We start from the raw sequence: 16879 nt of genomic DNA, 5'->3' as shown, positions 1-16879 counted from the left end.
GACCGGCCGGCCCGCACGGCGAGGCCCTCAGCTGTCCGGGTGCGCCGCGGCCCAGCCGTGTTCGAGCAGCGCGAAGGCCTCGTCGGCGGCGCGGCGCGGCTCGGCGTGCCGCTGGATGAGGGTGCGGGACTCCAGCGCGAACCGGGCCAGCGCCGCACAGCCGATGTCGTCCGCGGGCGCGCCCACGGCCTCGGCGATGGCCCCCGCCAGCGCCGCCTCGTGGCGCATCCACATGCGGTGGGAGTAGTCGGACAGCGCCGGGGTGTCCCGCACCATCCGCTGGAAGTCACCGAACCGCGGGTCCGCGGCCTGGACCGCGAACCGGGTCTGCGCCAGCAGCAGGTGCTCGCGCAGGGCCTGCGGGATCGTCCGGCCCGGCGGCCGGTCGCGCACGGCGGCCACCAGCCCCGCCTCCTGGTCGTCCTCCTGGTCGAAGACCAGCGCCTCCTTGCCGGAGAAGTGCTTGAACAGGGTGGTCACCGAGACGTCCGCGCGGTCGGCGATGTCCTTGACGCCGACCTGGTCGTACCCGCGCTCGAGGAAGAGTTCGAGCGCCGCGTCGGCGAGGGACTGGCGGGTCTGGGCCTTCTTGCGCTCGCGGCGCCCGGTCGATTCGGTCACCCGCCCACCCTACCCCGAGGTGAATCCACCCCAAAAGTTGAGTCATTGCACTTATTGAGTGAGTGTGGTTTCGTGAGGGTGCCGGGACTCGCCGGCACCACACCCACCTCCCCAAGGACGTCCCGTGCACCCTGCCCGCACTCCCCGCATCGCCGTCGTCGGCGCCGGCCTCGGCGGCCTCACCTGCGCCCGTGTCCTCCAGCGGCACGGCCACCCCGTCACCGTCCTCGAACGCGAGGCGTCCGCCGACACCCGACCGCAGGGCGGCAGCCTCGACATGCACGCCGACACCGGCCAGGCCGCCCTCCGCTCGGCCGGACTGCTCGACCGGTTCCACGACCTCGCCCGGCCCGAGGGCGACGAGTGGCGGGTGCTCGACCCCGCCACCGGCGCGCTCGTGGCCCGGCACGGACCCACCCCGGACGGCGGCCGGCCGGAGATCGACCGGGGCCAGCTGCGCGGCCTGCTGCTCGACTCGCTCGCCGAGGGCACCGTCCGCTGGGGCCGGGCGGTGCGCGCGGTCACCCCGCTCCCGGACGGCAGCTGCCGGCTGCTCCTCGGGGACGGCAGCACCGAGGACTTCGACCTGGTGGTCGGCGCCGACGGCGCCTGGTCCCGGGTCCGCCCGGCCCTGTCGTCCGCCGTGCCCCGCTACACCGGCGTCACCTTCCTCGAGACCGGCTTCGACGACTGCGACACCCGGCACCCCGGGCTCGCCCGGCTGGTCGGCAACGGGTCGCTGCTGGTGAAGGGGGCGGGGCGCTCGCTGGTCGCCCAGCGCAACAGCAACGGCCACATCCGCGCCTACCTCGCGCTGCGCGCACCGGAGGACTGGCACCGGACCGGCGGCGTCGACCTCGCCGACCGGCAGGCCGTACGGGACCGGCTGGCGACCCTGCTCGACGACTGGGCGGAGAGCCTGCGCGACCTGCTGCGCACCAGCGACCACGGTTTCGTCAACCGGCCGCTGCACGTCCTGCCCGCCCCGCACGGCTGGGAGCACGTGCCCGGCGTCACGCTGCTCGGCGACGCCGCGCACCTGATGCCGCCGGTCGGCCTCGGCGCCAACCTGGCCATGCTCGACGGCGCCGACCTCGCCCACGCGCTGGTGTCCGGCGCCGGGATCGGCGAGGCCGTCCGCGCCTACGAGCGCACCATGCTGCCGCGCTCGGCCGAGGCCGCGACCGGCAGCGCGCAGGGGCTCGACCACCTGGTGCCCGCCGCGGCCGGCTGAACCCCGGCGGCCCGGGCCAGGCTCGGCACGGCCTGGTCAGCCCGGCCGGTCGCCGCCCCGCACGTACTGGCGCGGGGTCAGGCCGAGGGTGCGCCGGAAGGCCGCGACGAACGAGCTGGCCGAGGCGTAGCCGACCCGCAGGGCCACCGCCTCGACCGTCAGCCCCCCGGCGAGCAGCGGGATCGCGGCCTGCATCCGCAGCTGCTCGCGCCAGCGGCCGAAACTGACCCCCGTCTCGGCCGCGAACAGCCGGGCCAGGGTTCGGCCGCTCGCCCCCACGACCACGCCCCAGGACTCCAGCGTGCGGTCCTCGCCGGGGTCGGCGGCCAGCGCCCGGGCGACCCGGCGGGCGCGCGGATCGGTGGGGTGGACGACGGTGACCGTCCGTACCGGGAGCGGGTGGAGCAGGTCGAAGAGCACCGCCTCGGCCCGCCCGCGCGCGGCCGGCGCCAGTTCGGGCCGGCCGAGGTGCTCGATCAGGTCGCGCAGCAACGGCGGCACCGCCACCACCGTGGGATCCGGCCAGCCGAGCGGGCACCGCTCGGGGGCGACGTACGGGCTGCGCATGAGCGCCCCGTCGGTGGTCCCGGTCGCGTGCCGCACGCCGCAGGGGATCCACAGCGCCATGGTGGGCGGCAGCAGCCAGCTCCCGGCCTCGACCCGGACGGCCAGCAGTCCGGTGCTCGACCAGGCCAGCTGGTGGACCGGGTGCTCGTGCAGCGGGAACCAGTGGCCGCGCGGCAGGGAGAAGGTCCCGACGGCCACCGCCGACGGGCCGGCATCCTGCTGTCCGGAACGCGACATCGGTTGGCAGCCTAGCCCGTCGTGCTCGAAGCCGGGCCCCGGCAGGCTTCGTCGCATGCCGATGAATTCAGCGCACAAGAGACTGTGCAGCTCGCGCACGTGGGCGCGGACGACCGAGGAACAGATCCTGCCCTGGGCCCTGGAGGGCCTCGACCTGGGCGACGACGTGCTGGAGCTCGGGCCCGGGTACGGGGCGAACCTGCGGGTGCTGGTGGAGCGGGTCGCGCGGCTGACCGCGGTGGAGATCGACCCGGCCACCGTACGGCTGCTGGAGCGGCGGTACGGCGACCGGGCCCGGGTCCTGCTCGGCGACGCGGCCGAGCTGACGCTGCCGGACGGCGCCTTCTCCGCGGTGGTCTGCTTCACGATGCTGCACCACGTGCCGACCGACCTCCACCAGGACCGGATCTTCGCCGAGGCGTTCCGGGTGCTGCGGCCCGGCGGCGTGTTCGCGGGGAGCGACAGCCTGCCCAGCGTGCCCTTCCGCGCCCTGCACGTCGGGGACACCATGAACACCCTCGACCCGGACGGCCTGCCGGCCCGGCTGACGGCGGCCGGGTTCACCGGTGTCGCCACCGGCCTCGACGGCCGGGGCCGCCGGGTCCGCTTCCGGGCGCACCGGCCGTGACCGCCCGGTCGGCCGGTCGGGGCCGGTCGGGGCCGGTCGGGGCCGGTCGGCCGCCCCGGAGGCCCGGGGCGGCCGGCGGCCGGTCAGGTCCACTGCTCCGACTGGGCGACACCCGGCACGGGCTTGCCGATCAGGGCGAGCGGGACGAAGAAGTTCACCTGTCCGATCGCGATCGTGAGGGTGGCCAGCGCGGTGGGGTCGTAGTGCCGGGCAGCCTCCTCGTACAGCCCGTCGGGGACCCGCTCGCCGTCCGGGTTCGGGGTCAGGACCGCCTCGACCAGGGCCAGCGCGGCCAGCTCCGCCCCGGTGAAGCAGGTGGCGGTGCGCCAGGCCGCGACGGCATCGATCCGCTCGTCGCGCTCGCCCGCCTTGCGCAGCAGGCCCGAGTGCATCGCGGTCAGGTAGGCCGAGCCGACGAGCTGGCCCGCGCGCAGGTGGACCAGACCGATCGTGGCGCGCGGGACCGACCGGTTCCCGGTGGCCCGGTAGAGCCAGCCGCCGAGTTCCTTGAGCTCCGGGACCAGCTCGGTCGGATCCGGCATCCGCGACCCGGGCGCGGCCTGCTCGGCGGTCATGGTGGGGGTGGTGGGGGTGGTGGTCGCGTTCATGGCGGGGCCTTCCGCTCGGTGGTCGCTGCTGCCTCTACCGGGCTGACGGATCCCGTCGCCCGGATGTGACGAGCCCCGACCGGACCGCCCCGACCTCCGGACCGTGCTCGCCCCGGCGCCGGACGGGCACCGGGGCGGGCCGGTCAGTTGACCTGGACCGCGGGGCCGCCGGGCAGGCTGGTGTCGGCCACCGGCCCGTAGGTCGCGGAGAAGTAGCCGTCGGCGGGGCACAGGACCGAGCCGCCGCTCTTGGCGAAGTGCTCGTTGTGGAAGGCCAGGCTGTGCGCGGCGTTGTCGGCGTTGCCGGAGAACGCGCCGCTCAGCTGGTAGCTGCAGGTGAGGTTGCCGAACCAGGAGTTGAGCACGGCGGTGGCCTGGATCGGCGCGGCGCCGCCGGTGAGGGTCACCGGGAGCCCGGGGCCGTCGTCGACGGCGACCCGGTAGGGGAGGCTGCCGACCGTCAGGCTGCGCACGGAGGTCACGCCGGTGACGTTGCTGGTGCAGGAGCCGAAGGTGAGCCCGGTCAGCGACTCGGTGGCGGTGCCGGGGGCGGCGGGGTTGCCGAGCACGGTGGCGGCGAGCTGGGAGGTGGTGCAGGTGACGCCGGTCGTGCTGGTGGCGGTGGAGTAGAAGGTGGCGCGGGTGCTCGCGGCGAGCGGCGCGCCGAGCACGTCGCCCACGGCGACGGCGGTGCCGGCGGCGCCGGCGGTCAGCACCGGGGTGGCGGCGACGGGGCCGGGCGCGGCGGTGGCGGGCAGCGTACCGAGGGCGAGCAGGGCGACGGCGGCGGCGGGGACGGCGAGCTGGCGGTGGATGCGCATGGGAAAGCCTCTTCCTCGGTGAGGGGGGATCGAGAAGACGAACTTTCGCTGGCTCCCGGCGGACGCGGGGACCGGGGAGCTGACTACGTTGTAGAGCGGTGTCCGTGCACCGTCAAGGCATGGCGTCGAACTTGCTGACTTTTTGTCAGTAAGAGTGGAACCGCCACTGCGCCCCAGCTGGGAACACCCGGACCGGCCCATCGGTTGTCGCACTGCGGAAGACTCCCGCACCCGACCGAAGGATCCCCGTTGAGCCTCTACGACATCCCGCTGCACACCCTCGCGGGCGCGCCCGCCTCGCTGGCGGACCACAAGGGCAAGGCCCTGCTGCTGGTGAACGTGGCCTCCAAGTGCGGCCTCACCCCGCAGTACGCCGGCCTGGAGCGGCTGCAGCAGCGCTACGCGGAGCGCGGCTTCACCGTGCTGGGCTTCCCGTGCAACCAGTTCGCCGGCCAGGAGCCCGGCTCGGAGGAGGAGATCCAGACCTTCTGCTCCACCACCTACGGTGTGTCCTTCCCGCTGTTCGAGAAGCTGGACGTGAACGGCGAGGACCGCCACCCGCTGTACGCCCGGCTGACCGAATCCGCCGACGCCGAGGGCGCGGCCGGGGACGTGCAGTGGAACTTCGAGAAGTTCCTGATCGCCCCGGACGGCACGGTGGCCGGCCGGTTCCGCCCCCGCACCGAGCCGGAGGCCGAGGAGCTGATCGCCGCGATCGAGGCCCAGCTCCCCGCCTGATCGACGGCTTCCCGCCCGATCGACGGCAACCGCCCGGGTGGCGCCCCGCAACCGATGCGGTGCGCCACCCGGGCGGAACGTTTCAGCAGCCGTTCAGCAGCGAGGTCAGGGCGGACTTCTCGGCGCTGTCCACGCTGAGGCCGTAGTAGTGCTTCACCTGCACCCAGGCGCGGGTGTAGGTGCAGCGGTAGGAGGCCTGCGGCAGCCAGGTCGACGGGTCCTGGTCGCCCTTGGAGCGGTTGGAGCTCGCCGAGACCGCGAGCAGCTGGGGCCGGGTGAGGTCGTTGGCGAAGGCCTGCCGCTGCGCGGTGCTCCACGCCCAGGCACCCGAGCGCCAGGCCTCGGCCAGCGGCACCAGGTGGTCGATGTCGAAGCTGGAGGAGTTGGTGGTGGTGGCCCCGTCGTACACCGAGGTCCAGCTGCCGCTGACGGCGGCGCACGCGGAGTCCACGCTCACCCCGCTGCCGTCCCGCTTGAGCACGGTCTCGCGGGTGTTGCAGGTGCCGGAGACGGTGATCCAGAGCGGGAAGAGCGCGCGGTCGTAGGTCGAGGTGTGCGATTCGGCGGTGACCGACAGGGTGGCCAGGTAGGTCTTGGCGGTGGCGGTGGAGACCGGGGTGGGCAGCGCGGCCTCGGCCGAACCGGTGCCGGCCAGCAGCGCGGTGGCGGTGAGCAGGGCGGTGGCGACGGCGGCGGCGGTGCGGCGCAGCGGGCGGTTCGCGGGCATGCGGGACTCCTGGGGGCGCGGCGGGGGCGAGGGTCCGACATGTACCTGTCGGACGGTCAACCAGCCTGGCGTGCCACGGGTTTACGCGCATAGACCCGGGAGGTGAACACTTTCCCCCGGCTGCGGAGGCCCTGTGTGGCCCTCCCTCGACGGCTCCCCCAACGGCTCCTGCGGGGCGGCGCCGGGCCCCCGTCCGATCGAGGTCCCGAACCGGTGACGGAAGTGCAACTACCGCACGACCTGCGGGCGTCACAGTGGAGTACCGGATGCACACTGTCGGTGGGGGCGGGCAGGATCGGCGTGGTCCTGCCGACGCAGGGAGGGGAATCCGCGATGACGACGACGACACAGGCGCAGACCGTGCACGGCCTGTTCGAGGAACAGACGCGCAGGTCACCGCAGGCGGTGGCGGTGGTGTGCGGGCGCGAGCAGCTCACCTACGGTGAACTCGACGCCCGGGCCAACCGGTTGGCGCACCGGCTGGTGGCACTCGGGCTGGGGCCGGACCGGCCGGCCGCGGTGGCGATGGGGCGGGGGCCCGCGGTGCTGGCGGCGCTGCTCGCGGTGCTCAAGGCGGGCGCGGCGTACCTGCCGCTGGAACCGACCGGGCCGGACAAAATGATCCGCCACGTGCTGGCCGACGCGGACCCGGCGCTGGTGATCACCGAGGAGGTGCACCGGGTCCGGCTGGCCGACGCCGGCCGCTGTCCGGTGCTCTGCCTGGACACGGTCGAGCCGGAGCTCGCCGAACTGCTCGCCACCGCACCGCCGGTGACGGTCGGCCCGGCCGACCCGGCCTGCGTGTTCTACACCTCGGGCTCCACCGGCCCGGCCAAGGGCGCGCTGGTCGAGCACCGCAACCTGCTGTCCGCGTACCGGGGCTGGCAGCAGGTGTACGGGCTCACCGCGGCCGACCGGATCCTGCAGACCGCCACGCTGGAGTTCGACGTCTTCACCGCGGACTGGCTGCGCGCGCTCGGCACCGGCGCCACCCTGGTGATGGCCCGGCGCAACTACACCCTCGACCGCACCGCCGACCTGCGCGAGCTGCACGAGCTGGTGGTCGGCGAGCGGGTCACCGTGATGGAGACCAACGTCCATCTGCTGCGCCGGCTGTTCGACCACATCCAGCCGCTCGGTCTGGAGCTGGGCGAGGTCCGGCTACTCACCGTCGGCGCCGAGAAGTGGTACCTGGACGAGCAGTTGCGGATCCAGCGCTACCTCGGCCCCGGCGTGCGGCACATCAACGTCTACGGGGTCGCCGAGGCGGCCGTGGACAGCACCTACTTCGACCCGGCCACCCTGGCGGACCCGCCGGAGCACCCCGAGCGGATCTCGCTGATCGGCGTGCCCTTCCCCGGGACCGAGGTGCGGCTGCTGGACGCCGCCGGGCAGCCGGTGGCACCGGGCGAGGTCGGCGAGATCTGCCTGGCCGGCCCGGGGGTCGGCCGCGGCCACCTGCACCGGCCGGAGGCCGCCGGCGCCGTGAAGGGATCCGCCGGCGTCGCGGAGGGGGCCGGCGGGCGGCTGCACCGCACCGGCGACCTCGGGCGGCTGCGACCGGACGGCCTGCTGGAGTTCGTCGGCCGCGACCTCGGCCCGCAGACGGTGACGGCCGCCGAGATCGAGGCGGTGCTGCGCGGCCATCCGCAGGTCCGCGAGTGCGCGGTGGCCCCCGTGGCACCGGTACCACCGGCCGTCCCGGCCGCACGGGCCGGCCGGACCCCGGCGCGGCCGCCCGCCCTGGTCGCGTACGCCGTGCCGGTGGCGGGCGAGGTACTGGACCCATGGGCGCTGCGCGCCCACCTCGCCGAGCGGCTACCCGCCGGCTCGGTGCCGGCGGCCGTGGTGCCGCTGCCCGAACTGCCGCGCACCCGGGCGGGCAAGCTGGACCGCGCCGCACTGCCGGTCCCGGCCGCACCGGCGGACGGCGCCCGGTCGGGCAAGACCGGCCGGGCGCACGCCGGCAAGGGCGCGGGCTCCTGGCCCGCGTCCGGACCGGGCCCGGGCGCGTGGTTCGCCGTGACCGCCCTGTTCGCCGTGCTGTCCTGGCTGTTCACCGATCTGCTCTGGCCCGGCTCCACGGACGTGGACCTGGTGCCCCAGCCCTGGGCCATCCTGTTCCAACTCCTGTACGTCTGCGAGTCGGTGGGCTTCGGCCTGGGCATCGCCGTGCTGTTCCTGAGCGGCTCGGCGCTGGCCCGGCACGACCGACCGGCCGGGCTGACCTTCCTCACCCGGCTGGCCCTGGTCTGGCTGCTGGCCTCCTGGTGGCCGCAGGACAACCTCTACCGCACCACCGGCCGGCACGACTGGCCGGACCAGGCGGCGCTGGGCTACGCCTTCAACGTGGCGCTGATGGTGGCGGCGGCGGTGGTGCTGCGCTTCCTCGCCCGTCAGGCCCGGACGCCGGTCCGGGCCTGACGGGCGGGCGCGGGGCGGGCCGCGCTCAGCGCCGGTACCTTCCGGTCAGCAGACTCCACCAACTGCGGCGCTGGCGCGGGACGGTGGCGGTGCTGCCCGGTTCGGCGGCCGGCGCGGCCGGGCGGCCCGCCCGGTGGCGCGGGCCGCCGGGCTGGGCCGGCGACTGCGCCGCGGAGGCCCGGCCGGTGGGGGCCGTCGCCGCCAGCGGCTCCTGAGCCGGCGCCGCCGGCCGGGTGCCGGCCCGCGGTGCGAAGCGCACCGGCAGCTCCACCAGGTGCCGCGAGATCCAGGCCGAGGTCCAGGTCAACTCGTCCTCGGTGACGGCGAGCTGGAGGTCCGGCAGCCGGGTGAGCAGGATGTCGATGCTGGTCTCCGCGATGGCCCGGCCGATGTCCTGGCCGGGGCACTCGTGCGGGCCGCCGCCGAACGCCAGGTGCGAGCGGTTGCCGTAGAGCGGCTTCGCCAGGTCGGGACGGACCGCCGGGTCGACGTTGCCCGCGGCGAGGCCCAGCAGCAGCATGTCGCCGGTCCTGATCTGCTGTCCGCCGAGCTCGGTGTCGCCGGTCGCCCAGCGGCCGGCGACCAGGGACATCGGCACCGAGTCCCAGAGCACCTGGTCCAGCGCGTCCGGCAGGGTCATGTGGCCGCCGGACAGGTCGGCGCGGAACCGCCGGTCGGTGAGCAGCAGCTTCAGGGTGTCCGCGATCAGGTTGACGGTGGTCTCGTTCGCGGCGAGCACCACTACCCGCAGGTGCTCCAGCACCTCGTCGTCGGTCAGCCCGGCCTGGTGCTGCATCAGCCAGGACACCAGGTCCGCGCCGGGCGCCACCCGCTTGCGGTCCATCATCCGGCGCAGCGTCGCCACCACGTAGTCGTTGCTGGCGATCGCCGTCTCGGTGCCCTTCATCAGGTCCCGGGCGGCCTCGACCAGCCGGGGCCCGTACTCCTCGGGCATCCCGACCAGCTGGGTCATCACCAGCATCGGCAGGTGCTCGGCGAACTGGGAGACCAGCTCGGCGTGCCCGGTCGGCCCGAACTCCTCGATCAGCTGGTCCGCGAAGCGGGTGACGTAGCGGCGGATCCCGCGCCGGTCGAAGCGGTTCAGGCTGTCGGTGACCGCGCCGCGCAGGCGCTTGTGCTCCTCCCCGTCCGCGAACACGCACAGCGGCTGCCAGCCGATCACCGGCATCAGCGGCGAGTCCGGGGTGACCAGGTCCTGCTGGAACGCCGTCCAGCGGCGGGAGTCCCGGGAGAAGCGGGAGGGCGTGCGCATGGCGGTCAGGTTGGCGGCGTGGCCGAGCACCAGCCAGGCCGGCAGGTCGCCGTGCACGAGGACGGGCGCCACCTCGCCGTGCTCGGCGCGCAGCGTCTCGTACAGGGCCGCCGGGTCGGCCTCGGCCTCCGGTCCGTAGATCCGGCGCAGGCCGGCGGTGCCGGAGTGGTGGGCGGGGCAGCCGGGCGGCGGGGTGGGCCGGGCGTCAGGGTCGTCAGGGTACGGCGTGGTCAAGGTGTCTCCGGGTCGTGGTGGGGCGGGGCGCGCGCGGCTGTCGGGGACGGGCGCGGCGCGGCCGGTCGGGGGGTGACCGGTGCGGCGCGGGCGGGCCGGCAGCGGATCGCGCGGGCGCGGTGCCGGCCGGACGGGGCGCGGGCACCGCGGTCGGGGCGGGCGTCAGGGGCCGCGGGCGGCGGCCGCCCGAAGACGCCACCGGTTTCCAGAATGATGCGGCACCTTCCTGCCGGCCGTCCCAGACCTCCCGAGCGCCGGACGGCGGGCCGAACTCCGGCCCGCGCCGCACCGGTACGCGGGAGCGCTGCCACCAGCCTCGCCCGCCCCGGTCCCCCACCGAGCGCACTCCGCCCCGGGTTCGCCCGTGCGTGGGTTCTCCCGCGGATTCCCCACCCGCACCCAGCGCCACCGTGCTACAGCCGGATCGTCCTCCGGGCCGGTCAGTCCACGTCGAGCGGGGTGAAGGGGTCGCCCAGTGCCAGGTTGGCCGCGCGGGTGACCGCTTCCGCCGCGTCCAGCGCGTCGTGGTCGGTCGCGGCCAGCGCGATGCCCACGGTGGGCGCCGGGTCGAAGCCCGCGGTGGGGATGGTCGGCAGCAGCAGCGCGCCGAACCGGGCGCAGCGCACCGCGACCCGCTCCAGGTGTGCGAGCAGCGCCTGCTGTCCGAGCCGTGCCCCGAGCGGGAGTTGGTCGACGGTGCGGACCAGGTGGCCGGGGCCGCGGACGGCGTCCAGCCGGGCCTTGAGCAGGAAGGCGACCGCGGGGCCGGTGAGCCGCAGGTTGGTCTCGGTCGGTGACAGCCGCCCGTCCCGGCCGGTGACGAAGTCGACCTCGTACCAGCCGCGGTGGCCCGCGGCCGCCAGCTCGCGGCCGACCGCCAGCCCGAACGCCACTGCTGTGGTGGCGAGTTGCTCCGGCAGCAGGCCGGGCCCGACCGTGGCGCCGCGGTAGCCGGTCCCCTCGACCGCCATCAGCGCGACCCCGACCGGGTGCACGCCGCCGTCCTGGTCGACCAGACCGTCGAAGCTGGGGTGGCGCAGCCGGCCGCCGCCCGGCACGTACTCCTCGACCAGCAGGTCGGCCCCGGCGGGCAGGATCCGCTGCCCGATCAGGGCGCGCAGCAGCGGCCCCGCACCGCCCGCCGCGGCGATCTGCTCGGGGGTCAGGACGGCGGTGCCGAAGCCGCCGACCCCGTGCCGGGCCTTGAGCACGGTGGGTCGACCGCGGGCCGCCTGTCCGGCGATCAGCCGGGCCAGCCGGCGCCCCGGGCGGACGGCCTGCTGCGCCGGGACGTGGATCCCCGGGTGGGCCGGCGCGAGGCGGGCGAACAGGGCGTGCGAGTGGTCCTTCGCCTCGTAGCGGCGCACCGCCGCCAGCCGCGGGTCCGGCCCGGCGCCCGACCCCGACCCCGGTCCCGGTTCGGCGCCCGACCGCGCCCGGTCCGCGCTCCCGGTGGCGCCGCTGCGGCCCCAGCGGTGGATCGGCAGGCCGAGGCCGTCGATCCGCTGCCGCAGCGCCGGGCGGGCGGCCAGCGCGGCCGCCATCAGGTCGCCGTCGCCCGCGAGGCCGCTGTGCAGCTCCACCGCGGACCAGTCCAACTCACGTTCCAGCAGCCGGGTCCAGCCCTCCTCCACCTGGTGGGGCAGGACCAGGAGGGCCGGGTGGGGGCTGTAGAACGCGGCCAGGCAGGAGTAGTGGTGGCCCTGTCGCCTGGTCAGGTCGGTCTGCGGGATGAACTGGGCGTTGAAGTCGGCGACGTCCCCGATGTGCACGGCCCGCCGGCCGCCGGTCCACGCCTCCAGCCACGCTGCGCTTCGCATCCGCCGAGCCTACGGCTCCGCCCGGCCGGGCGGAGCCGGTTGCGCCCACCCCGGCCGGAGCGCCGTAAGGCGCCGTCAGGCCTCGCCGGGCCGCCAGGCCGGCCACTCCCACGGCCGGTCGGCCCAGCGCACCTGCTGCGCGTCGTGCGGATCGAGGTCAGGGAAGTGCTGCTTGAGCTCGGGTTCGAACTCCTCCGGTGCCAGCGGCTTCCAGCCGATGCCCTGGAAGTGGACCAGCCGGTAGCGGCTGTCGGTCCGGAACTCGGCGATCTCGACCAGCGGCTGCGCCGCCTTGCTCGACTCCATCGTGCTCTCCCTGGTCCCACGGGTCTGCGTCAGGTTCTCCATCCCGCCAGGATCGGGCCGGGCCCGGCCACCCGCATCCGTGCCTCGGCCGGGTGGACGCACCCGGCCGGCCGTTCCGCAACCGCCGGTCCGTCGTTGGGCACGGTGAGGCCCGGCCTGAGCAGTGACCGGTCGGACGGCGGAAGGACGCACGTGGACGAGCAGTGGCAGGCACCCTGGCGGTACTCCTGGGAGCAGCAGCCGGCCGGGCCGCCTCCCCCGCCACCGCCCACGCCGTGGGAGCCGGCGCTCACTCCCCCGCCCCGGCGGGCGCGGCAGGTGGTGCGGGTGGTCGCGGTGCTCGGGGGCGCGCTGGCGCTCGGCGGGCTGCTGGCCACCTGCGGGCCGCTGGCCGCCGAGGACACCGGCACCCTGGTCACCGGCTCCACGGGCGCCGACGCGACCCCGCTCGCCCCGCCGCCCCGAGCCTCCCCTGCCCCCGCACCGGCCGGGGCGCCCGGAGGCGTGCCGGGCCCCGCCGACGGCTCGGCGTCGCCCGACCCGTCCGCCGCCCGCCCGTCCGCCGCGCCGGCCTCCGCCCCGGCGTCCGCCCCGGCGTCCGCCCGCCGGAGCGGCCAGGCCAAGCCGTCACCGTCCACCCGCCGGCCCGGGCCCACCGCGGCCCGTCCGAAGTCCGACCCCTCCCCGGCGCTGCTCGCCGAGCTGAAGGTCTGCGCCGAGGCGGAGCGGCTCGGCCAGTGGGCGCCGGGCTCCGAGCAGGCCCGGGTCTGCCGCAGCCTGTACGGCGGGTGAGGTCCGCACCGCGAGGTCGGCACGGATCGGTGGCCGAACAGGTACCGAACGGCGACCCGGACCGGCATCCGCGTCGCGTACCGTGCGTACGGGCCGCCCGCGCGGGTACGCGGCCCGTACGCGGAGGGAGACCGTCATGGGCAGAGGGGCACCGTCGAAGCGCACGGCCGGCCGGGGTGCGCGCGGGCTGGACGGCGCCGCCGTCTCCCGCTCGGCCTGGGGCCTGTACCGGGAGACCCGCCGCCCCGGCGCGCCCGGCCTGGGCAAGCGGGTGGTCGCCCTGCCGGGCCTGGTGACGGACGTGCTGCGCGGCCGCTACCCGGGGGTCGGCCCCGGCAAGCTGGCCGGCCTCGGGCTGCTGGTGGCGCTGTACCTGGTGAGCCCGCTGGACGCCGTCCCGGACATCATCCCGGTGGTCGGCTGGACCGACGACACCGCCGTGCTGCTCTGGTTCCTGACCGGGCTGACCAGGGAGTCCGGCCGGTACGTGGAGTGGCGCCGCGGCGAGCGGCCCGACCCCGCCCGCCCCGGCCCGGACCTGGCCTGACCCCGGTCGACCGCCGCCGGCCCGACCAGACCCGACCCGGCGGGACGACCACGCGCGGCCCCCGCCGCTGCTCAGGACGCGTGCAGCGCCTTGGCCAGCCGTTCGAACCGCAGGTCGGGGCGGAGCGGGACGCCGAAGCGCTCGTCGCCGTAGGGGAACGGGGTGAACTCGCCGGTGCGGGTGAAGCCGCGCCGCTCGTACCAGGCGATCAGGTCGGCCCGCTGCTCGATCACCGTCATCTCCAGCTCGGCCGCGCCCCACTCGTCCCGGGCCAGCTGCTCGGCCCGGGCCAGCACCGCGCGGCCCAGGCCGCCGCCCTGCTGCTCGGGGCGGACCGAGAACAACCCGAAGTAGGCGACCTCGCCGCGGTGTTCCAGCTGGCAGCAGGCCACCAGCTCGCCCGCCCGCTCGGCCAGCAGCACCAGCGAGTTCGGCCGGGCGAGCACCGCGGCGAGCGTCTCGGCGTCGGTGCGCTGGCCCTCCAGCAGATCGGCCTCGGTGGTCCAGCCGACCCGGCTGGACTCGCCGCGGTAGGCGGACTGGACCAGGGCCCGCAGGGCGGGGATGTCGGCCGGTCCGGCGGTCCGGAAGATCAGGTCGCTCGCCACGTGCACCACTCCCGTTCTCCGAGCGGCGGCCCCCACGGGCGCCGCGCCGTCATCGTGCCACAGCCCACCCCACCGCTGTCCGGTGCTTCGGCGGATGCGAGGGCCGCCCACCGCGATCCTGTGTGAGGATCGGCCCCGGGTACCGGAGGCCGGTGCCCGCACGGGTGGCGAAGGCGGCGCGGATGTTCGGCGGGGAGACCTCGGAGCTGGTGATCACCAACGGCGGTGACGTGCCGCTGGAGCTGATCGTGGAGCCAGGGGAGGACAGCTACCCGATCCTGCCCGGGCAGTTCTGCGTCCTGACCACCCACGCACCGGCGCAGGCCGGCGGCCGGTCCGGTGCACGGTACGAGCACCGCCGCTTCGAGGTGGTCCAGCGCCCGGACTCGATCACGGTCCGGCCCATCGCCACCTGCTTCCACCTCGTCGACCAGGACTGCGGCGCGATCGACGCGGCGGACCAGCAGTGCCCCGCCCGGTGACCGCGGACCACGGGTCGTCGCAGCCGACCCACCTCGAGACCGGGATCACCGCCGAGCTGGTCCGGGAGCTGCTGCGCGAGCAGCACCCCGACCTGGCGGAGCACCCCGTGGCGCTCGGCGCGCGCGGCTGGGACAACCAGCTGTGGCGGCTCGGCGACGACCTCGCGGTCCGGCTGCCCTGGGCGACCCCGTCCGCGGACGAGCTGCTGCGCAAGGAGCACGCCTGGCTGCCCCTCCTCGCTCCAGGGCTCCCGCTGCCGGTCCCCGTGCCGCAGCGCCTCGGCGAGCCCTCCGAGCGGTTCCCCCGCCCCTGGATCGTCACCACCTGGCTGCCGGGCACGCCCGCCGACCGCGCGCCCGCCACCCGGGCGGAGGATGCCGCCGACGCCCTGGCCGGCTTCCTGACCGCGCTGCACCGGCCCGCCCCCGCCGGTGCGCCGGCCGGCCGCGACCGCGGCGGCCCGCTGGCCGACCACGCCGAGGGCTTCGCCCGGGCGCTCGCCGCGGCGACCGGATGGGGGCTGATCCCCGACCCGGAGGCCGTCCGCGCCGTCTGGGCCGACGCCCTCGCGGCACCGGGCCACCGGGGCCCGGCGGTCTGGCTCCACGCCGACCTGCACCCGGCCAACGTCCTCACCGCGGACGGCACCTTCTGCGGCGTGATCGACTTCGGCGACCTCTGCGCGGGCGATCCGGCGTACGACCTGGCCGCCGCCTGGCTCCTGCTGCCGGACGGGGCCGCCGACCGGTTCCTCGCCGCCTACCGGCCCGCGCCGGACGCCGCGACCGTGCGCCGCGCCCGCGGCTGCGCGGTGCTGAAGGCGCTCGCCTGCATCCACATCGGCGAGGCCGGCGTGCAGGGCCGCCCCGGCGGCAAGGCCGACTGGGGCCCGCCCGGACAGGCCACGCTGCGCCGGCTGGTCGCGGAGGCCCGCCGCTGACGCGGCCGCCGAGCGAGCGTCCGCGACACCGGCAGCATCGGCGACACCCGCGACACCCGCGACACCCGCGACGCCGGCAGCATCGGGCCCGGCCACGACCTGCGGGGCGCGCGGGACACAATGGGCCCCATGAGGTTGATCATCGCCCTGGCCGGGCTGGCCCTGCTCTGGGTCACCGCCGCGAGCATCCTGCGCACCCTGGTGGTGCCGCGTGGGCTCTACTCGATCCTGGTGAACCGGCTCTGGGCGGTGCTGCGCCGGCTGCTCCTGCTGCTCAGCGCCCCGTTCCGCAGCTACCGCACCATCGACCGCGCGCAGACCTGGCTCGCCCCGCTGATAGTGGTCTGCACGCTCGCCACCTGGCTGCTGGGCACGCTGCTGGCGTACACCATGCTGCTGTTCGGCAGTTCGGGTCTGAGCTGGACGGTCTGCCTGCGCGAGGCCGGCTCCAGCCTGTTCACGCTGGGGTTCGCCAGCGGCGACCGACTGCGGCTGTCCGCGCTGGACTTCGTGGCGGCCGCCACCGGCCCGCTGATCATCGCGCTGCTGATCGGCTACCTGCCGACGCTGTACGGCGCCTACAACCGGCGCGAGGTGGAGGTCACGCTGCTGCAGTCGCGGGCCGGCGAGCCCGCCTGGGGGCCCGAACTGCTGGCCCGGCAGGCCCTGGTGGGCACCGAGACCGCCCTGCCCGACCTCTACCGGGCCTGGGAGCGGCTGGCCGCGGACATCGGCGAGGGGCACTCCAACTACCCGGTGCTGCTGTCCTTCCGCTCCCCGCAGCCCTACCGCAACTGGGTGGTCGGGCTGATGGCCGTGCTCGACGCCGCCGCCATGCAGCTCGCGCTCTGCCCGCGCAGCGCCCCGCCGGAGGCCCGGCTGGTGCTGCGCGCCGGTTTCACCGCGATGCGCGACATCGCCGACGCGCTGCGGATCCGCTACAACCCGGACCCGGACCCGGACGACCCGATCCGGCTCAGCTACGCAGAGTTCGACGCCGCCGTGGCCCTGGTGGGCGCGACCGGCTTCCCCGCCGAGCACGGCGCCGCCGAGGCCTGGCCGCAGTTCCGCGGCTGGCGGGTGAACTACGAGAGCATCGGCTACGAACTCGCCCGCCGCAGCGACGCCGTCCCTTCGCTGTGGACCGGCCCGCGGGACTTCCCGTCCGTGCCGATCCCGCCCCGCCGTCCCGCCGACCGCCGTCCGAAGGCCGCCTGAGCACCTGCCGCACCCGCCGGACCGCCGCCCCACCCGCCGCGCCCTTCCCCCGG

18 protein-coding genes are annotated in these 16879 nt (G+C 75.9%); 9 read left to right on the top strand and 9 right to left on the bottom strand.

What is annotated here, in order from left to right; translation table 11 throughout:
• Nucleotides 1-27: 27 nt before the first annotated feature.
• Entirely contained in the window at nucleotides 28-621 is a 594-nt protein-coding gene (locus ABT014_RS16505) for a TetR/AcrR family transcriptional regulator (RefSeq protein ID WP_350639456.1), read from the bottom strand.
• A 124-nt stretch (nucleotides 622-745) separates the two neighbouring features.
• Between ABT014_RS16505 and ABT014_RS16500 the strand changes: the two genes are divergently transcribed.
• The gene (locus ABT014_RS16500; protein WP_350639455.1) at nucleotides 746-1855 is read left to right on the top strand and encodes an FAD-dependent oxidoreductase; all 1110 of its coding nucleotides are present in this window, start codon (nucleotides 746-748) and stop codon (nucleotides 1853-1855) included.
• A gap of 36 nt (nucleotides 1856-1891) precedes the next feature.
• Here ABT014_RS16500 and ABT014_RS16495 read toward each other — a convergent pair whose 3' ends face one another.
• Nucleotides 1892-2659 carry an AraC family transcriptional regulator gene (locus ABT014_RS16495; RefSeq protein WP_350639454.1) on the bottom strand — a complete coding sequence of 256 codons (768 nt, stop codon included), beginning with the start codon at nucleotides 2657-2659 and terminating at the stop codon, nucleotides 1892-1894.
• A 55-nt stretch (nucleotides 2660-2714) separates the two neighbouring features.
• Between ABT014_RS16495 and ABT014_RS16490 the strand changes: the two genes are divergently transcribed.
• A complete protein-coding gene (locus tag ABT014_RS16490) occupies nucleotides 2715-3287 on the top strand; it encodes a class I SAM-dependent methyltransferase (protein WP_350639453.1) in 573 nt (190 codons plus the stop codon).
• Between the two features lie 83 nt (nucleotides 3288-3370).
• On the opposite strand, the gene ABT014_RS16485 is transcribed toward ABT014_RS16490, so the two are convergent.
• Both ABT014_RS16485 and ABT014_RS16480 read right to left on the bottom strand, forming a co-directional pair.
• Nucleotides 3371-3895 (bottom strand): carboxymuconolactone decarboxylase family protein, encoded by a 525-nt coding sequence (locus ABT014_RS16485; protein ID WP_350639452.1) that lies wholly within the window; start codon nucleotides 3893-3895, stop codon nucleotides 3371-3373.
• A 143-nt stretch (nucleotides 3896-4038) separates the two neighbouring features.
• A complete protein-coding gene (locus ABT014_RS16480; RefSeq protein ID WP_350639451.1) occupies nucleotides 4039-4716 on the bottom strand; it encodes a Tat pathway signal sequence domain protein in 678 nt (225 codons plus the stop codon).
• 249 nt (nucleotides 4717-4965) lie between these two features.
• Between ABT014_RS16480 and ABT014_RS16475 the strand changes: the two genes are divergently transcribed.
• Nucleotides 4966-5454 (top strand): glutathione peroxidase, encoded by a 489-nt coding sequence (locus ABT014_RS16475; RefSeq protein WP_350639450.1) that lies wholly within the window; start codon nucleotides 4966-4968, stop codon nucleotides 5452-5454.
• Between the two features lie 82 nt (nucleotides 5455-5536).
• On the opposite strand, the gene ABT014_RS16470 is transcribed toward ABT014_RS16475, so the two are convergent.
• Entirely contained in the window at nucleotides 5537-6181 is a 645-nt protein-coding gene (locus ABT014_RS16470; protein ID WP_350639449.1) for an HNH endonuclease family protein, read from the bottom strand.
• Nucleotides 6182-6514: 333 nt separating this feature from the next.
• On the opposite strand from ABT014_RS16470, the gene ABT014_RS16465 reads away from it, so the two are divergent.
• Nucleotides 6515-8605, top strand: a complete 2091-nt coding sequence (locus ABT014_RS16465) for an AMP-binding protein (RefSeq protein WP_350639448.1) — start codon at nucleotides 6515-6517, stop codon at nucleotides 8603-8605.
• Nucleotides 8606-8630: 25 nt separating this feature from the next.
• On the opposite strand, the gene ABT014_RS16460 is transcribed toward ABT014_RS16465, so the two are convergent.
• The 3 genes from ABT014_RS16460 to ABT014_RS16450 form a co-directional block, all read right to left on the bottom strand.
• A complete protein-coding gene (locus ABT014_RS16460; protein WP_350639447.1) occupies nucleotides 8631-10112 on the bottom strand; it encodes a cytochrome P450 in 1482 nt (493 codons plus the stop codon).
• Nucleotides 10113-10552: 440 nt separating this feature from the next.
• Complete coding sequence (locus ABT014_RS16455; RefSeq protein WP_350639446.1) at nucleotides 10553-11932, bottom strand: ATP-grasp domain-containing protein; 1380 nt, start codon at nucleotides 11930-11932, stop codon at nucleotides 10553-10555.
• Between the two features lie 75 nt (nucleotides 11933-12007).
• Nucleotides 12008-12280 carry a hypothetical protein gene (locus tag ABT014_RS16450; protein WP_350639445.1) on the bottom strand — a complete coding sequence of 91 codons (273 nt, stop codon included), beginning with the start codon at nucleotides 12278-12280 and terminating at the stop codon, nucleotides 12008-12010.
• A 150-nt stretch (nucleotides 12281-12430) separates the two neighbouring features.
• On the opposite strand from ABT014_RS16450, the gene ABT014_RS16445 reads away from it, so the two are divergent.
• Complete coding sequence (locus ABT014_RS16445) at nucleotides 12431-13030, top strand: hypothetical protein (RefSeq protein ID WP_350639444.1); 600 nt, start codon at nucleotides 12431-12433, stop codon at nucleotides 13028-13030.
• A 136-nt stretch (nucleotides 13031-13166) separates the two neighbouring features.
• Nucleotides 13167-13577 carry a YkvA family protein gene (locus ABT014_RS16440; protein ID WP_350639443.1) on the top strand — a complete coding sequence of 137 codons (411 nt, stop codon included), beginning with the start codon at nucleotides 13167-13169 and terminating at the stop codon, nucleotides 13575-13577.
• 71 nt (nucleotides 13578-13648) lie between these two features.
• On the opposite strand, the gene ABT014_RS16435 is transcribed toward ABT014_RS16440, so the two are convergent.
• Nucleotides 13649-14185, bottom strand: a complete 537-nt coding sequence (locus ABT014_RS16435; RefSeq protein ID WP_350639442.1) for a GNAT family N-acetyltransferase — start codon at nucleotides 14183-14185, stop codon at nucleotides 13649-13651.
• Nucleotides 14186-14337: 152 nt separating this feature from the next.
• Here ABT014_RS16435 and ABT014_RS16430 point away from each other — a divergent pair, with 152 nt between their 5' ends.
• The 3 genes from ABT014_RS16430 to ABT014_RS16420 all read left to right on the top strand — a co-directional run bounded on the left by ABT014_RS16430 (nucleotide 14338) and on the right by ABT014_RS16420 (nucleotide 16826).
• Nucleotides 14338-14667 carry a hypothetical protein gene (locus ABT014_RS16430; RefSeq protein WP_350639441.1) on the top strand — a complete coding sequence of 110 codons (330 nt, stop codon included), beginning with the start codon at nucleotides 14338-14340 and terminating at the stop codon, nucleotides 14665-14667.
• Nucleotides 14664-15608: an aminoglycoside phosphotransferase family protein gene (locus ABT014_RS16425; RefSeq protein WP_350639440.1), complete on the top strand. Its 945-nt coding sequence runs from the start codon at nucleotides 14664-14666 to the stop codon at nucleotides 15606-15608. Before ABT014_RS16430 ends, ABT014_RS16425 begins: the two co-directional genes overlap by 4 nt.
• 129 nt (nucleotides 15609-15737) lie before the next feature.
• Nucleotides 15738-16826, top strand: a complete 1089-nt coding sequence (locus tag ABT014_RS16420) for a hypothetical protein (RefSeq protein ID WP_350639439.1) — start codon at nucleotides 15738-15740, stop codon at nucleotides 16824-16826.
• Nucleotides 16827-16879 lie beyond the last annotated feature (53 nt).

This window comes from Kitasatospora sp. NPDC094015 (genome assembly GCF_040304075.1).
Lineage (GTDB): Bacteria > Actinomycetota > Actinomycetes > Streptomycetales > Streptomycetaceae > Kitasatospora.
Note: the sequence above shows the minus strand (reverse complement) of the source record. Positions and strands in the feature narration are given on the sequence as shown.

Excerpts from the sequence above, each read along its gene's own strand:
- ABT014_RS16465 (WP_350639448.1), top strand. The coding sequence starts at position 6,515 with ATGACGACGACGACACAGGCGCAGACCGTGCACGGCCTGTTCGAGGAA.
- ABT014_RS16420 (WP_350639439.1), top strand. The coding sequence starts at position 15,738 with ATGAGGTTGATCATCGCCCTGGCCGGGCTGGCCCTGCTCTGGGTCACC.
- ABT014_RS16485 (WP_350639452.1), bottom strand. The coding sequence starts at position 3,895 with ATGAACGCGACCACCACCCCCACCACCCCCACCATGACCGCCGAGCAG.
- ABT014_RS16480 (WP_350639451.1), bottom strand. The coding sequence starts at position 4,716 with ATGCGCATCCACCGCCAGCTCGCCGTCCCCGCCGCCGCCGTCGCCCTG.
- ABT014_RS16490 (WP_350639453.1), top strand. The coding sequence starts at position 2,715 with ATGCCGATGAATTCAGCGCACAAGAGACTGTGCAGCTCGCGCACGTGG.
- ABT014_RS16455 (WP_350639446.1), bottom strand. The coding sequence starts at position 11,932 with ATGCGAAGCGCAGCGTGGCTGGAGGCGTGGACCGGCGGCCGGCGGGCC.
- ABT014_RS16495 (WP_350639454.1), bottom strand. The coding sequence starts at position 2,659 with ATGTCGCGTTCCGGACAGCAGGATGCCGGCCCGTCGGCGGTGGCCGTC.
- ABT014_RS16470 (WP_350639449.1), bottom strand. The coding sequence starts at position 6,181 with ATGCCCGCGAACCGCCCGCTGCGCCGCACCGCCGCCGCCGTCGCCACC.
- ABT014_RS16440 (WP_350639443.1), top strand. The coding sequence starts at position 13,167 with ATGGGCAGAGGGGCACCGTCGAAGCGCACGGCCGGCCGGGGTGCGCGC.
- ABT014_RS16450 (WP_350639445.1), bottom strand. The coding sequence starts at position 12,280 with ATGGAGAACCTGACGCAGACCCGTGGGACCAGGGAGAGCACGATGGAG.